Source organism: Nocardia sp. NPDC050412 (genome assembly GCF_044458825.1).
GTDB lineage: Bacteria > Actinomycetota > Actinomycetes > Mycobacteriales > Mycobacteriaceae > Nocardia.
The window spans coordinates 203,174-218,869 of record NZ_JBITIJ010000005.1 but is presented as its reverse complement, the minus strand read 5'-3'; the positions used below and the strand labels follow the sequence as shown (position 1 = coordinate 218,869).

Annotated in this window: 15 protein-coding genes; 9 read left to right on the top strand and 6 right to left on the bottom strand. The window is 64.3% G+C overall.

The annotated features are described in order from the left end of the window. Positions 1 to 621 precede the first annotated feature (621 nt). Complete coding sequence (locus ACIBI6_RS15455) at positions 622 to 1,761, top strand: DUF6183 family protein (RefSeq protein ID WP_396956677.1); 1,140 nt, start codon at positions 622 to 624, stop codon at positions 1,759 to 1,761. A gap of 71 nt (positions 1,762 to 1,832) precedes the next feature. Then, positions 1,833 to 2,384, top strand: a complete 552-nt coding sequence (locus tag ACIBI6_RS15450) for a DUF402 domain-containing protein (protein WP_396956676.1) — start codon at positions 1,833 to 1,835, stop codon at positions 2,382 to 2,384. A 1-nt stretch (position 2,385) separates the two neighbouring features. Here ACIBI6_RS15450 and ACIBI6_RS15445 read toward each other — a convergent pair whose 3' ends face one another. Further along, entirely contained in the window at positions 2,386 to 3,777 is a 1,392-nt protein-coding gene (locus ACIBI6_RS15445; protein ID WP_396956674.1) for an amidase, read from the bottom strand. Positions 3,778 to 3,898: 121 nt separating this feature from the next. Between ACIBI6_RS15445 and ACIBI6_RS15440 the strand changes: the two genes are divergently transcribed. Next, positions 3,899 to 4,537, top strand: a complete 639-nt coding sequence (locus ACIBI6_RS15440) for an MspA family porin (RefSeq protein ID WP_364346035.1) — start codon at positions 3,899 to 3,901, stop codon at positions 4,535 to 4,537. 5 nt (positions 4,538 to 4,542) lie between these two features. Beyond that, entirely contained in the window at positions 4,543 to 4,851 is a 309-nt protein-coding gene (locus tag ACIBI6_RS15435; RefSeq protein ID WP_364346033.1) for a hypothetical protein, read from the top strand. Positions 4,852 to 4,853: 2 nt separating this feature from the next. Here the strand turns inward: ACIBI6_RS15435 and ACIBI6_RS15430 are convergent, their stop codons facing one another. From ACIBI6_RS15430 to ACIBI6_RS15420, 3 genes are all read right to left on the bottom strand, one after another. Then, a complete protein-coding gene (locus ACIBI6_RS15430; protein WP_396956673.1) occupies positions 4,854 to 5,330 on the bottom strand; it encodes a nitroreductase family deazaflavin-dependent oxidoreductase in 477 nt (158 codons plus the stop codon). Positions 5,331 to 5,406: 76 nt separating this feature from the next. After that, entirely contained in the window at positions 5,407 to 7,689 is a 2,283-nt protein-coding gene (locus ACIBI6_RS15425) for a molybdopterin guanine dinucleotide-containing S/N-oxide reductase (protein WP_396956672.1), read from the bottom strand. A gap of 447 nt (positions 7,690 to 8,136) precedes the next feature. Next, complete coding sequence (locus ACIBI6_RS15420) at positions 8,137 to 8,466, bottom strand: rhodanese-like domain-containing protein (protein ID WP_364346027.1); 330 nt, start codon at positions 8,464 to 8,466, stop codon at positions 8,137 to 8,139. 88 nt (positions 8,467 to 8,554) lie between these two features. Between ACIBI6_RS15420 and ACIBI6_RS15415 the strand changes: the two genes are divergently transcribed. The 3 genes from ACIBI6_RS15415 (at position 8,555) to ACIBI6_RS15405 (ending at position 12,477) form a co-directional block, all read left to right on the top strand. Continuing rightward, positions 8,555 to 9,028 carry a MarR family winged helix-turn-helix transcriptional regulator gene (locus ACIBI6_RS15415; RefSeq protein ID WP_396956670.1) on the top strand — a complete coding sequence of 158 codons (474 nt, stop codon included), beginning with the start codon at positions 8,555 to 8,557 and terminating at the stop codon, positions 9,026 to 9,028. Between the two features lie 239 nt (positions 9,029 to 9,267). Next, on the top strand, positions 9,268 to 11,523 hold the full coding sequence (locus ACIBI6_RS15410; protein WP_396956668.1) for an MMPL family transporter: 2,256 nt from the start codon (positions 9,268 to 9,270) through the stop codon (positions 11,521 to 11,523). Between the two features lie 129 nt (positions 11,524 to 11,652). Then, positions 11,653 to 12,477 (top strand): class I SAM-dependent methyltransferase, encoded by an 825-nt coding sequence (locus tag ACIBI6_RS15405; RefSeq protein ID WP_396956667.1) that lies wholly within the window; start codon positions 11,653 to 11,655, stop codon positions 12,475 to 12,477. On the opposite strand, the gene ACIBI6_RS15400 is transcribed toward ACIBI6_RS15405, so the two are convergent. After that, positions 12,444 to 13,154 (bottom strand): SDR family NAD(P)-dependent oxidoreductase, encoded by a 711-nt coding sequence (locus ACIBI6_RS15400; protein ID WP_396956666.1) that lies wholly within the window; start codon positions 13,152 to 13,154, stop codon positions 12,444 to 12,446. The genes ACIBI6_RS15405 and ACIBI6_RS15400 overlap by 34 nt on opposite strands. A 562-nt stretch (positions 13,155 to 13,716) precedes the next feature. Here ACIBI6_RS15400 and ACIBI6_RS15395 point away from each other — a divergent pair. Continuing rightward, positions 13,717 to 15,036: a family 1 glycosylhydrolase gene (locus ACIBI6_RS15395; RefSeq protein WP_396956665.1), complete on the top strand. Its 1,320-nt coding sequence runs from the start codon at positions 13,717 to 13,719 to the stop codon at positions 15,034 to 15,036. Here ACIBI6_RS15395 and ACIBI6_RS15390 read toward each other — a convergent pair. Then, on the bottom strand, positions 15,020 to 15,346 hold the full coding sequence (locus ACIBI6_RS15390) for a hypothetical protein (protein WP_396956664.1): 327 nt from the start codon (positions 15,344 to 15,346) through the stop codon (positions 15,020 to 15,022). The genes ACIBI6_RS15395 and ACIBI6_RS15390 overlap by 17 nt on opposite strands. Between ACIBI6_RS15390 and ACIBI6_RS15385 the strand changes: the two genes are divergently transcribed. Further along, positions 15,345 to 15,572, top strand: coding sequence for a zinc-binding dehydrogenase (locus tag ACIBI6_RS15385; RefSeq protein WP_396956663.1), 228 nt, complete (start codon positions 15,345 to 15,347; stop codon positions 15,570 to 15,572). The two genes, ACIBI6_RS15390 and ACIBI6_RS15385, sit on opposite strands and share 2 nt — an antisense overlap. Positions 15,573 to 15,696: the final 124 nt, after the last annotated feature.

The window sequence follows — 15,696 nt, the reverse complement described above, 5'->3', positions numbered from 1 at the left end:
CTCGGCATACCGACGCGTCGCGCCACGAGTGCGCCCACCCACGCTCTGACGAGATCGCACACGGTGAGAATATCGCGATCGCACAGCCCACACGGGGAAACCAACCGCCGAAGATCATGTCGGCGAGCACGCGCAAGCTGTTGCTTGGATATGAACAGCCGGGCCTGTGGGACCGCAGTGGGGTCGAGGTGATGTTCTTCGGCCAGGTCGGCGATGAACTGCGCGGCCGGACCGACGAGTGTCGGCATATCGGTCCAGCAGCGTCACGCCCCGCATCGGCAGCGCCCCACACCTGTCCGACGGTCAGTCCTTCCGACCGGTCACCGGAACACGATCGGCACTACCGCAGATAATTTACGGAGTCGCCCCGCTCGGGAAGAGGCATCGCGCCAGCTGGCCAGTGAGGTTAGCGCGACTTTTCGCGGATTTGGGCAGATCATCGTGCCCAATCGGACCGAAAGCCTTTGTTACGCAGCCTATCTAGCAACTTCGCAAGCTATTCGGCGTGGCGCTCGCCTCAGCCGGCATCGCTTAGCGCGACTTTTCTCGTCACTGGACCCCACATGCCGGTGCCGCGGCGAGTGAATGCACGCATCAGGGCAACGCCATACGCTGGCGAGCGTGGATGCGGAGATAGCGCGGATTGTGCGGACCCTGCCGAAACTGTCGAATATCAGCGAGGTTCGGGAAGTCGCCGAGCAGCGGCTGGCCGATGGTGATGGCGAGTTCTTGGTCGAGCTAGGAGTTGCGATCGCCGAGGCCTACGCTACCGAGACCGATCCGATGTGGCAGTACACCGGTGTTTTCGACCATCTGCTGCGCATGCTGATCATGACCCCCGGGCCGAATCACGTCACCGGCGCGCTTCGAATCATCGCGGCGTCGCGTCCGAGTAAACGGCGGGCGCGGTATCTTGCCTCACTCCTGGCCTCCAGCCTGTCGACCGAGGATGCGGTGGCGGCTTTCGCCGAAGCCGGTGTGGCCGGGGCGATCTCCGAGGAACTGCGTGCGTGTCTACTGCACGAGATCGTGCTGCGAGGTGTCGTGGTCAGCGAGCATCCGCGCGTCGCGGCCTGGGCGAGCTCACCGCAATGGAGTTATCACCCGCTGCGCTGGCTACCGCTGTCGCTGACCAGTCTGGAAGAGGGCTTCGGTCTGCCGCAGTACGGAATCAACTGCAGCAGCAACCCATTGCCCTACGATCCTTCGTCCGGCGCGAACATCACCCACCGCCACGGCAGGTTCGTGCCGTCCGCGCGCGAAACAACCACGCCCGCACGCGCCGCCGCCATCACAACGGCCGTGGCGAATTGGGCCAGCGAATCCAATGGGCGTAGCGAGGTACGAACATTCGACCTAGACACCCCGCCGGATACCGACGCCATCGTGGCCCTGCTCGCGACCCTCGACCTGGATTGTCTGCGCGGTCGGCGTCCGACCTCGTCGCTGTCGGTGGAATCGTGCCTGGTCGATCGAGTGTGGAGCGTGCTGTTCAGCGCCGCATCCTCCGGTGGCGCATACAACCGTGGTGTGTACGGAGCCTACGGCCGTCTCGCCGCGTGGCAGTCACTCGCCGCACTGTCCGGCGCCGACGAACTCGAATCCGCCGCCACGGTTGAGCGACAAGCGATTTCCTGCGAATGGTATCGCTTCGAGGCCGATACCCGATGGTTCGAACGGGTCGCCTGGGATATCGCCTTCGTGGCCCTCGCCCCCGGGCGCACCAGTTTGTCGGTTCTCGCCGCCACCGATACCGACTGAGTCACCAAGCGGCGGACTAGGCTGGTACGGTGACGCCTTTCGCTGTGGGTCGAACGATTCTCGTGCGGGACATGATCTTTGGGCGGCCGTTTACCGAGTGGCCGCAGCGGGTGGTGGTGGATCGGGGGGACGAGTTGCGGGTGTTGTTGACGCCGGGGACCGAGGGGGTGGGGCCGGAGTTGTGGATCAGGTCCATGCGGGAAGGCGATCGGGGGGCGCGGGGGCGGTTGCTGGAAGCGTATGCCCGGCGAGAGTGGGAGATGGGGAGGTGGGTGTGGCAGCGAACCACGCGGGTCGCGATCATGTACGCCGATCGTTATTTTGCGATTGTCCCGACATGGGATGAGCACAGTGAATTCCTGTGGTGGTACGTCAATTTCCAATTGCCGTTCACACGGTCCGCCGACGGTGTCGACACCAGCGATCTGCACCTGGATCTCATTGTCGAACCGGATCTGAGCTATCGCTGGAAGGACCAGGACGAATACGCACTCGCCATTCGGCTCGGGCTGGTGCCCGAGCAGTGGCAGCATGCGATCGAGGGCGCGTGTGCAGAGGCATTGGACATGGTCGCGCGCTGCGCGGGGCCCTTCGCCGAGGATTGGCGCGCGATTCCCGGGTAGGTCAGTCCTGGATGCGTCGCCAGGGGCGTTCGGATTCGAGGGCGAAGGCGATTTCGAGCAGGGTGCGTTCGTCGCCGTGGGCGGCGGAGAATTGCATGCCGATCGGCAGACCTTCGCTGGAGGCACCCATGGGCAGTGAGATCGCGGGCGTGCCTGCGACATTGTTCAACGGGGTGAAGGCGACCCAGGAGATCAGGCGGGCGAAGAGTTCGTCGAAGGCGACGGTCGGGCTCAGGTGCCCGAGTCGCGGAGTGGTGTGAACAAGGACCGGCGAGAGAATCAGTTCGTGGTCGCGGAACATACCCGCGTAGGCGCGACGCACTTGCGACAGGCGATAGAGGATGGCCGGTGTACGCGCCATGGACTTGCGATACATCGCTGCGAGTCCATGGGTGAACGCATCCAGATCGCCCGGCTGGAACCGCGGATCGATCGCGAGTTTCCCGCCGGCCTCGATCAGGAATGCCAAAAGCCCCCAGTAGGTGGTGAAGTCGTCGACGAAGCGTTGCGAGACCGGCAAGGTGATCGGAACTACCTCATGCCCCATCTTCTCCAGCAGCGCGACGGTGTCGTCGACTACAGCGCGGGTCTGCGGGCAGGTTTCGGTACCGGTGATGGAATCGGCGATCACTCCGATCCGCAACCGCCGCCGTGCCGGTCCCTCCACCAGACCGACCGGCGGCAACTTCGGATTGCGCCAATGCCGTTCGGCCGCAGCGAAATACGTCGCGGTATCGCGCACCGATCGAGTGAGCACACCTTCGGAGACCAGATTGATCGGCATCGAACGCGCCTGTGGACCATCGACATGCCGTCCTCGGCTCGGCTTCAAGCCGACCAGACCGCAACACGCGGCCGGAATCCGAATCGAGCCGCCACCGTCATTGCCGTGCGCGATCGGCACCACACCCGCGGCCACCAGCGCGGCCGCACCACCCGATGACGCGCCCGGCGAATAATCCGTATGCCATGGATTGCGTGTCGGTTCGGCCGCAGCGAATTCGGTACTCGCGTTCAAACCGAACTCCGGTAGTCGACTCTTGCCCAACACCGACATCCCGGTACTCAGAAACTGTTTCGCATACGGCCCGTCGTTCGCGGCGGGCCGCCCGACGAACGCCGCGGTGCCGTAATTGGTCGGCAGCCCCCGCACATCGGTGTTGTCCTTGACATACGTCGGCACACCGAACAGCGGCGCATCCGGATCACCCGCCGACAGCGCGGATTCCGCCGAAACCACAAGGGCACGCAAAGTCGGATCGACCTGCGCGGCCCGCACTCGCGCCGCCTCGGCGACCTCGGCCACGCCGACCTCCCCTCGACGTACCAGTTTCGCAATCGTCACCGCATCGTGGTCGGCGAGCGCATCGTCGCTGAAGGCATGGAATCGCATATCCGGATTCTGCGCGCCGCGATAGCGACCACGCACCGTTTTGGACAAGCGACCTGTCGACGGATGTCCCCTCCGGCGTCGGATATCGTTCGACTGCAACGTGAGCGAGGAGACCGACAATATGAATAGCTCGACCGCCGTCCCGCTATGCCTACTGGCCGCAGGGGTGCTGAGTTTCGTTCCAGCACAATCGGCTTCGGCGGACGCACTGCAGGATCAGTCCCGCACGGTCACCACCGAGGACGGCTGGCAGCTGACAGTCACCAAATCCGCGGAAAACCTCGATCGAGTTCCTGACCTCGCCGACACCGCCTTCACGCGAGAGGGCTTCGTCAGCGTGCGCGCGGCTGCCGATATCACCGGCACGGGCAGTGTATCGGTCAACTCGGGCACACTCACGCTGGGTTACCAAATCGGTTGCCAGATCGATGTTTCCAACGGCATCTCACTCGGGCTGGCGGCGTCGGTCGGGCCGAATGTGAATGTGATGGTCGCGCCGACTCCCGGCCTGAGCGTCGGTGTCGGGGCCGCGGCACTACCCAGCGTATCGGCCACCTTCAAACCGGGCACGATCACGACCATCCCGTTCGGCACCAAAGCCCTTGCCGGACCGCATGGTTCGATCACCACCGACCAGGTGCAGATCAAAATCGATGCCTGTATGGGCCCGGTCAGCTTGCGCTCGTATGTGATCGCGACCATTTCCACCGATGCCGCCGACAATTCGGTCGCGGTGTACGGCGATCCGATCTGGTTGTGATCGCCATGTCCGTCGCATCCCGCCGGGCCGTCCTGGTTACGGCCGCAGTCTTCGCGATCGCCACGAGCGCACTCTCGACCGTCACCCACGCGGCCCCGATCGTGCCCGCCACCTGTGGCGATTCCGATGCCCCCGACTGCACCGAGCCGACCCCCGACAAGTCTCGGGTCATCGTCCCCGGGCCGGCCGCACCGCCGCTGCTCACACCGGCCGCGCCGCCTCCACCCGCGAAGCAGAGCTCGCCTGCCGCCGCGTTGACCCCACCAGCGCCGATCCCGCATCCGGGCGCGCCGATCGTGCCTGCCACGAAGTGAATTCAGTTGCGGCGTAACTCGAAAATACGGAAGGTCCGCCCGCCGGACAGCTCGCACTCCATCTCGTAGCCCGGCCAGAACTCGACCGCCAGATCCCAGGCGCGTTTGCGGTCCGTACCGGTGACCTCGTTGACGGTCACCTCGAACCGCTCACCCTCGAGCCGGACGATGGCGGTATCGGCCGCCCGCAGATTTGTCGACCACACCGGGTGCTTGGGGCTGCCCCAGTTGGAGCCCACGAGCAGCAAGTCGTCACCGCGCGGCACATACAGCAGCGATGTGGTGCGCGGGATCCCAGTTTTGCGACCCGCGACGGTGAGCTCGATCGACGGCAAACCCGCCAGATCGAGCACACCGCGGCGGCCACGACTGACCCGCCGCACAAACCGCTCCAGCCGCACCACTATCGGCGCCGTGCGCATGACCCAGCGCTTCTGCGCGATCCGGCGAGCTACCGCGGGCAACGGATTCGACACCATAATTCGAAATCCTGACAGAAATCGCGCATCGGACCACAGCCGGGACCACCCGTTGAGACCAGCCTCACCCGCGTCATCACGAAACCCGCTCCACCGTGACCGGCGGCCGAACAACGGCCACATCCGGTAGCGCACCCGTGTAGCGCTCGATCTCGACCAGCGCCAATTGTCCCGCACAGCTCTGACTCAACGTCGACGCCGGACGATCCGCAGTGAGCACATTCGGGTTGCCGTGCCGACAGAAGCTGGGATCGGCCGGATCCGGATCGTACCAGGCACCCGTGGACAGCTGCGCGACCTGCGGCCGGACCGCGTCGTCGACGACCAGCCCGGCCAGACAGCTGCCCCGATCATTGAATATCCGCACGATATCGCCATCTCGTAGACCGCGCGCCGCAGCATCGTCGGGATGCAACCGCACAGGTTCCCGCCCAGCGATTTTCACCGATCGACTGTGTGCGCCGACATCGAGCTGGCTGTGCAGTTTCGCGCGCGGCTGATTCGCGACGAGCTGCAGCGGGAACCGCGTCGCGGCACCCAGCCATTCCTCCGGTTCCAACCACACCGGGTGACCAGGGGTATCGGCATATCCGAACCCATCGATCGTCGCGGAGAAGATCTCGATCTTGCCACTGGGCGTGGTGAGCGGACAACCGTCCGGATCCGCACGAAAATCGGCGAACAGCACCTGCTCCGGGTCGGGCACCGCAACCGTGAACGACTCACTGTTCCAGAACTGCTCGAACTTCGGCACCGTCGGATCGTCGAGCCCCGCACGCCATTGCTCGTACAGGTGCCGCAACCAGTCCTCGACGGTGCGTCCCTCGGTGAATTCCTTACCCACACCGATGTATTCGGCCAATTCCGCGAAGATCGCGTAGTCGTCACGGGATGCGCCGTGCGGCCGGGTGAGCGCCTTCATCGGGAAGAATTCGCGATCGTTCTGCCCGGAGCCGAAGTCGTCGCGTTCGATGCTCATGGTCGCTGGGAGGACGATATCGGCATGGCGCGCGGTCGCGGTCCAGAACGCATCGTGCACGACCACCGTCTGCGGCCGGGTGAACGCCGTATGCAGCCGGGCCAGATCCTGGTGGTGGTGAAAGGGATTCCCGCCGCACCAGTACACCAACTTGATATCCGGATACACCAACCGCATACCGTTGAAATCGAACGGCTCCCCCGGATTCAGCAGCATATCGGCGATTCTGGCGACCGGAATGAACGTCGAAACATCATTGCCGCCCTGCGGAAACCTCGGCACCGACTGCCCGCGCGCCGGATCACCGACATGAGCGCACGACCCGTAACTGTGCCCGAATCCCCCACCCGGCAGGCCGATCTGGCCCAGCATCGCCGCAAGCACCACCCCGAGCCACAGCGGTTGCACACCGTGCTCGGCACGCTGCAACGACCAGCTCACATTGAGCATCGTGCGCGCGCCGGCCATCTCGCGCGCCAGCGACCGGATCCGCTCGGCCGACACTCCGGTGATCGCTTCCGCCCACGCGGGATCCTTGACAACGCCATCGGATTCGCCGCGCACATAGCCGATGAACCGCTCGTACCCGACGGTGTAGCGATCCAGAAACTCCTTGTCCGCCAACCCATCCGCATCCAACACCTGTGCCAGTGCCAGCATCAGCGCCGTATCGCTACCGGGGCGCGGGGCGATCCACTCGGCCGCGGCCTCCACTGGAATGTCATCGCGCAGTGGGCTGATCGATACGAATCGGCACCCGCGTGCCCGGGCGGCCGCGATCCAGGTCCTGGTGTTGTGCCGCGACACACCACCGGGCGACACCGCGGAGTTCTTCGGCGACAGCCCACCGAAGGCCACCACCAGCTGCGTGTGCTCGACGAGCACGCTCTTCGCCGTCGCGTGCCCCTCGAACAGCCCCATCGAGCCGATCACGTGCGGCAACAGCACCTGCGAGGTTCCCAGACTGTAGCTGTGCACACTACGGACATAACCGCCGAGACAGTTCAGAAACCGATGCACCTGACTCTGCGCGTGATGAAATCGCCCAGCACTCGACCATCCGTACGACCCGCCGTACACCGCCTCCGCGCCGTAATCGCCGTACACCCGATTCAGTTCACCAGACACCAACTCCACTGCGGTTTCCCACGACACCGGAACAAACGGCTCATCACCGCGCCCCGGCGCACCCGGCCCGCGCTCCAACCATCCCTGTCGCACATACGGCTGATCGATCCGCGTCGGATGATGTTGTGCCGAGGCCACATTCTCGATCAGCGCCGTCGGCTCCGGATCCCCGCGCCACGGACGCACCGCGGTCAACCGCTGCCCATCACTCTCGGCTTCGAACACTCCCCAGTGCGTCAGATGCGCGGCCATCACCCCACGGTAGCCCGGCCCACCGACAGGTTCACTTGTTCAGCAACGCCGCGCTGGTCCGCGGCTTATGCCCGCCCGGCGATCTCAGATACAGACGCTGAAGCTGAGGAAAGGACCCAGCGGGACGTTCAAGCAGAAAGCGACCGAACCGAACGCAGGTGTAACCGGCTCCGCCGATGCCGCCGGGGCGGCGAGAGCGCCAACAGATACGGTGATGGCGATCGCGGCGATCGCCGTGGCAATTCTGGTGGTCATTAGAATGTTTCCTGACTGATCGACGATGATGATGCCCCCGACCAGAAATTGTTACTTCTCCGATCATCCGCTGATCCCCTACCAGGCACAAGACCGCGCATCGACTCGTCGAGAATGCGTCGGCGCGGTGTCCCGACTGCCACCCGATCCGAAGTGCGGTCGGGGTGCACGCCGACCGCACATCAACCGGACTCAGGATTCGGATTCGATCGGCAGGCCTGCTTCGGTCCAGTCCTGGATACCCGCGCGGTAGGCACGGACATTCGTATAACCGAGGGCGCGCAATTTGACGGCGACGACCTCACTGTTGCGGCAGGCGCTGTTGGAGCAGTAGGTCACGATGGGTGCGTGCTGGTCCGGAAGCAACCGCGCGGCTCGGGATTCCACATCAGCTTCGACCAGGGTGAGAGCGCCCGGCAGATGTGCCTTCTCGTAGTAGCCCGCACCGAGGGTGTCCAGGACCGTCACCGTACCTGCCTCGATCGCGGCGGCTAGTTCGTCACGGGCGATGACTGTGCTCATGAGATTTCCTTCCTGACGACGCACAATTTATGTGCGTGCACACGCTATTATATGCGTGCGGGTGCACGCAAGTGGTTAGAATCGGGCCGTGACGCAACCGGAGAAGCATCCACATGCCGCCAGCAACGCATGGTCGGCACTACTGCGAGTACACGCACAGCTGGTCCCGCATTTGGATGCCGAGCTGCGCCGCAACTTCGGACTCCCGCTCGCGTGGTACGACGTACTACTCGAACTCGACGGCGTCGAACCGCTGCGCATGACCGATCTGGGCGAACGTGTCGTGCTCAGTCGCACTCGAGTCAGCAGGCTCGTCACCGAGATGGCAGCCGCGGGTCTGGTCGCGCGCGAATCCAATCCCGACGACGGCAGGTCCGCATTCGTCGCCATTACCGATGCCGGTCGCGAGCGTCTGCACGCGGCCGCGCCCGGCTACCACGCGGGCATCGAGCGATGCTTCGCCGACAAGCTCGACCCAGACGAATTGCACACGCTCGCCAGGACTCTCGGCAAGATCCTGGGTCCGACCGACCTCACGATCACGCCCCAGCGGAGTTCATAGCCCGCAAGTCTGCACCGGCTGCCAGTCGGCACGATTCGAACACTTCGGCAGTCGATGCAATCCGCGTCACATCCGCGCACGCCGCGGCATCATTTCTGAAACACTAGCACTTCATACCGGTCTGTACCTTTGATTACAGGCACATCGAGCGTGCACCCCCGGAAAGGATGCAGCCCCTTGGCGATCAACGCGGCAAAGCAAGCAGCACACCAATTTTCCCGCTGGCAAGGAGCCCGCTGATGTTCACGCGCTGGGGGAATCTCGTCTATCGGTTGCGCTTCGCCGTACTCGCGGTCTTAGTGGGCGCACTCCTTGCACTCGGTGCATACGGCTTCGGACTCGAGGACCACCTCAGCTCCGGCGGTATGGACGATCCCACTTCCGAATCCGCACAGGCCGCACGCCTCGCCGACGCCGCCTTCGGACGCAATCACGACTTCGACGTCGTCGTGCTCTACACCGCACCCGACGGAAAGACCGTCGACGATCCGGAATTCAGCCAGCCGATCATCGACAATCTCAACAGCCTGCCGCACAAGTACCCAGACGAGATCACTGGCATCAACGCGTCCTACTGGCGCGTCGACGGCGCGAAGATCAGCGGCGCGAAGGCGGCCACCGAGGACAAGAAGCGCGCCGTGGCAGCAATCGCCATCGCGGGCGATAACGACACCGACTCCGTGCGCAACTTCCGGAAAGTCAAGAACGTCTTCGCGATACCCGGCATCGATGTACAGGTCAGCGGCCTGCAAGCAGTGGCAGGCGCCCTCAACGACACCATGGCCGACGATGTGCACCGCATGGAAGTCCTGGCCATCCCCGCCGTCGCGGTACTGCTGTTCTTCATCTTCGGCGGCCTCGTCGCGGCGGCGCTGCCGCTGCTCGTCGGCGGACTCACGGTTATCGGCGCATCCGGCATCATCATGTTCCTGACCCGCTTCACCGAGGTGAATTCGTTTGTCTCCTCGGTACTATCGATGATCGGCCTGGGCCTGGCGATCGACTACGGCCTGTTCATCGTGAGCCGGTTCCGCGAGGAACTCGCCACAGGCTACGACACCCGCACCGCGGTGCGCCGAACCGTCGTCACCGCGGGACGCACCGTCGTGTTCTCCGCGACCATGATCATCGCGAGCCTCGGCAGCATGCTGCTGTTCCCCCAGGGCTTCCTCAAATCCATGGCCTACGGCGCAATCGCGACCGTACTACTGGCCGCCTTAACCGCCATCACCATCCTGCCCGCCAGCCTGGCCGTCCTCGGTCCACGCGTGGATATGTTGGGGTTCAAACGGTTCCGAAGAAGCAAGACCGCCCAAGAAATCGAGGACGATTTCTGGGGCAAGACCACCCGCTGGGTGATGCAGCGACCACTCACCGTCGCGATCCCACTGGTCATCGTGCTCTTCCTGCTGATCCTCCCGGTCAAGAATCTCATCTTCGGCGGCTTCAGCGAGCGATATCTGCCACCGGACAACCCGACTCGCGTCGCACAAGAACAGATCGACACCTTCTTCCCGCAACGCCGAACCGATCCCATCGAACTGGTCTTCGTCGCCGAAAACAGCGCGCCGGTCGGCGCGGCATGGCGCGCAGCCGGACACGCACCCGGGCTGGCCAGTCAGTTCGAGATGCCGTCCAAATCCTTGACCCAGGACAACGTCTACCGCGCCAAGGCAACACTGGTGAACCCCAACGAAGGCGGGGAAACCATCGAATACCTGCGCAAGATGGAACTTCCCGACGGCGTCAGCATGTACGTCGGCGGCATTCCGGCCATGCAGAAGGACAGCATCGACGCACTGCTCTACCGCATCCCGGTCATGATCGCCCTGGTCCTGTTCGTAACCACGCTGCTGATGTTCCTCAGCTTCGGCTCGCTGGTGCTGCCGATCAAGGCCGCACTGATGAGCGCGCTCGGCCTCGGCTCCACCCTCGGCATCCTGACCTGGATCTTCGTCGACGGCCACGCCGCAGGACTATTGAACTTCACCCCGCAGCCGATCCAGTCGAATGTGCTTGTGCTGATCATCGCTATCATCTACGGCCTCTCCACCGACTACGAAGTCTTCCTGCTCTCCCGCATGGTCGAGGCCAGAGCCAAGGGCGCGAGCACCAGCGAAGCGGTGCGCACCGGCACCGCGCACACCGGCCGCATCATCACCGCCGCCGCACTGATCCTCCTGGTCGTGACCGGCGCATTCGCCTTCTCCGATCTGGTGATGATGCAATACATCGCCTACGGCATGATCGCCGCATTGTTCATCGACGCGACTGTGCTGCGCATGCTGCTGGTACCGGCGGTCATGAAATTGCTCGGCGACGACTGCTGGTGGGCACCGGCATGGATGAAGCGTGTCCAGGAGAAAATCGGACTCGGCGAACCTATTCTGGACGATGAACGCCCGGGCACCGAGGATATGCGCGACCCGATCGAGACCACACCGATCACGCCGCGGCTCACCACCGTCACCACTGGACGGTCGGACGATTCGTAGTCGCCCCCACCAAAGGGAACGCCGCGCACCGCCTCGGGAGGTACGCTCACCGCCGGAAAGCCCGCGGACCCGATCGCCGAACCGGCGACCTGGTCAACCACCGGCCAACTGGACCGAAGGACGACCGCGATGTGCAGCTACCGTCTCGATGCCGAATATGCCGATCCGACACCGTTGAAGGTGCGGATCGACACCCACGAGCGCTATTCGGAGCGTCCCGACGACCCCGCCGCCAATGTGCTGACCGCGCTGGAACTCACCGGCACCGAACATCTAGCCGATATCGGCTGCGGCGACGCCCGATTCCTCGCCCACCTCGCCGGCAATGGTCACCAGGGTGCGCTGGTCGGCATCGACACCTCCCCCGCGATGGTCGCCGCCGCCAATGCTGTACCCGGGGTGCGCGGCGTATTCGGCAGTGCGGACCGGATCCCGTTCGACGACAACAGCTTCGATGCGCTCACCGCGCGGCATATGCTTTACCACCTCGCCGATCCGGTCGCCGCGCTCAGGGAATTCCGGCGCACGACCAAGCCCGGCGGGACGGTTGCCGTGGTCGTCAATCATCCCGGGACCTACCCATACACCACCGAACTCGTGGCCGCGCATGCCGCGACCTACGGCCTCGGCGTAGACGATGCGGTGACCGTCGACTCCGATACCTTGCCGGAGCTGATGTCCGAAGTTTTCGGCGAGGTGCGGATCCAGCGATCGGATAATGCGCTCGTCTTCGATACCCCGGATCCGCTGGTGCGCTTCGCCGAGGCGCTGTTCACATTCTACGGCGTCACGCCGAATCATCCGCGGCGGCAAGCGATTCTGAACGATCTGCGCGAGGACATCGCGGATTGGTTCACCCACCATCCGGGATGCACATGGCGCGATCCCAAGGGGTACATCGTCGCCACGGCCGTGGTCGATCACCAGGGCAGCGCGCCTTCGGCATCAACGTAACTTCCGGTGGGTCCATCGAGACCGATCTGCGCCATGCGCACGATGATCTCCGCGCCCTCCTCGACCGTCTGAGTACCAGTGTTCCCGTTGAGATCGGTCTTGGTGAAACCGGGCTCGACCGCATTGATCCGGATATTCGGGAACGCCTTCGCGTACTGCACCGTGAGCATGTTGACCACGGTCTTCGATGCCGGATAAGCGATGCCCGGATAGGCGTATGCCGGAGTGCCCGGGGTCGAGACCCTTGTCAGTGAAGCCAGACCGCTGCTGACATTGACAACGACCGGCGCGGCGGAACGCTGCAGCAGCGGGAGGAAGGCGTGCAGGACACGCACCGTACCGAAGACGTTCGTGTCGAAGGTCTTTCGCATTACGTCTGCCGTGAGGTCCGCAGCGCCGATGACATCGCTGCGGACGGTCATCTCCGCCTGGATACCGGCATTATTGATCAGCACATCCAGACCGCCGTGGGCCTCGATGGTCTGCACCGCGGCCGCGACGGAAGCACCGTCGGTGATATCGAGTTGGACTGCCCGCCCGCCCAACTCCGCGGCGGCGCGGTGACCGCGTTCGGCGTCCCGACTGCCGAGGTAGACGGTGTGGCCCGCGGCAATGAGTTGGCGGGCGGTCTCGAAGCCGAGACCCTTGTTCGCTCCGGTGATCAATATTGCTGCCATGTGACCCACGCTAGGTTTTAGAGCGCGCTCGAAGTCAAGCGGCAACCCGGCCTTCCGGAACTCGCTGAGTTCCAGTAGCACGCTCGACTCATCAACCAGGAGCTCGATGTCCCTGTAGCGCAATGAGTCCCGCCACCCTCCCTTCGAGGCAGGGCGTGTGTGCTGGGTGTTGCGCTTTCTTTGGTAGGTGAGTTGTACATGGTTTGAGGGATGAAAGGTTACATAAATAGATGCGCATATCTACCTACCTACATGTAATTCTGGTGGATGCCTGATCCCCTTCACCTCGGAGCGGCCCGTCATCACCACCTCGACATGAGCTCTGCGAACCCCCTGGTGCCCCAGTTTGTTTCCGCGCTCCCCTGCCCGGCACACCACAACCGCACAACCCCCACTCCCCTGGCGCAGGACCTCGCGCTCCGGATGCCACCAGGTCCAATCGACAACCGCACCCTCCCCGATAGAAGACGACCGACCAGTTACTCTCGTCGCGTGGTCCCGCCCGACCCGCATGCGCCGGAGGTCCACGAGCGCCCGTCACCTTCCAGGAAGCAGGAGTTCGATGCGATCCCTGACCAGCCGCCGAATCTTCATCACACTGGCGGCCAGCACCGCCGTTATGGCAGGCGGTCCGACGCCGGCGATGGCACAGCCCGCGCCGCCCGCACAGGTACAGCCGCTCGGTTCGAACTTTCTCTGGGGTGTGGCCGCATCGGGTTATCAGTCCGAAGGCTATGCGCCGGATAGTAATTGGTCCCGGTCCGTGGCCGCGGGCAAGACGGATGACCCATATCTCGAGTCCGTGGACTTCTACCATCGCTACCGGTCGGATATCGATCTGGCCGCGCAGTTGGGCGTCAAGGTCTACCGGATCGGGATCGAGTGGGCGCGTGTGCAGCCGCGACCGGGCGAATGGGATGAGGCCGGACTTCGCTTCTACGACAATGTGATCGCCGCGATCACGGCGGCCGGAATGCGCCCCATGCTCACCATCGATCACTGGGTGTATCCGGGCTGGGAGGTCGACCGCGGCGGCTGGTCGAATCCGAATATCGTCGAGGACTGGCTCGCCAATGCGCGCTCCGTCGTCGATCGATATGCCGCGGCGGACCCACTGTGGGTCACATTCAACGAGCCCGCCGCCTACATCATGAACGAGACCTCGCACGGCGGCCTGTCCCTCGCCGCCATACCGGTGATGAAGGACCGAATCACCCAGGCACACAACGCCATCTACGATTACATCCACTCCGTGCAGCCCGACGCCATGGTCACGAGCAATGTCGCCTACATTCCGGCTGGTGAGGATGCGGTGAACGGCTCGTTCATCAATGCGATAGCCGCGAAACTCGACTTCATCGGCATCGATTACTACTACGGGGCCTCCCCCGACAGTGTTACGAAGCTCAGCTTCAACCAGCTCTGGAACAATCCCTTGGAACCGGAGGGCATTTATTATGCCCTGCAGCACTATTCACGCAAGTTCCCGGGCCGCCCGCTCTACATCGTCGAGAACGGCATGCCCACCGAAAACAACATGCCTCGAGCCGACGGTTACACCCGCACCGACGACCTTCGCGATACCGTCTACTGGCTGCAGCGCGCCAAGTCCGACGGCATGAACCTCATCGGCTACAACTACTGGAGCCTCACCGACAACTACGAATGGGGTTCCTACACACCACGTTTCGGCCTCTACACGGTTGACGTCCGCACCGACCCCACGCTGACACGCAAGCCCACCGACGCCGTACCCGCCTACACCGCCATCACCCACCAGGGCGGCGTCACCCCCGACTACCGCCCGACCCGAGCACCCAAACCCTGCTCCTTCGTCGACGCCGCCGCCAGCTGCGCCGACCCGGTCACTGTCCCTCACTAGCCGGAGTGCAGGCGACCGGATTCGGCGGCTGGAACGCCGAACTCGCCGAATCGGTATCTCGGATGATCGCCGAGGCCAGCCGGGCGTATCGGACGGCGAGTTCATCCGAAGTTAGCGGGCGGTCGTTGGCCAGCCACCAGGTGACGGTCTGCAGGAACATGCCGCCGAGGATCGTTGCGACCAGATCGTCGGCCGCGGGCAGGTGTGCCGCTGTCATCATGGTGACGGAGTCCTGGATTCGGGCGGCGAACCATGGGCTGCCCTTGTCGTTGCGCCCGGACACGACCTGCAGTATCGCGACCGCGAGCATGGGCCACGCCCTCCACAGCGCCCTGCTGCCGGGTCCGCGGGTGCGTGTGATGTCGGCGCGGTCCCGCCGCGATGACCTTGCTGTGCTGGCCGAGTACGTCGACTCGGGCGCCCTCCACCCGGTCATCGAGGCCCGATATCCGCTATCCGAGATCGCTGAGGTGCACCGCATCGTCGAAACCGGCCACGCCAGAGGAAAGCGGATCCTCACCATCAATTCCGAATAGGACTGGACGTCGGGGGGGGGGCCCCCCCCGGGCGGCCCCCCCCCCCCCCCCCCGCCGGGGAAAGTTTGGGCGCGATGGAGGGGGGGTTGGCCCCCGCCGCCCCCGACCCGGGGGGGGCCACCGC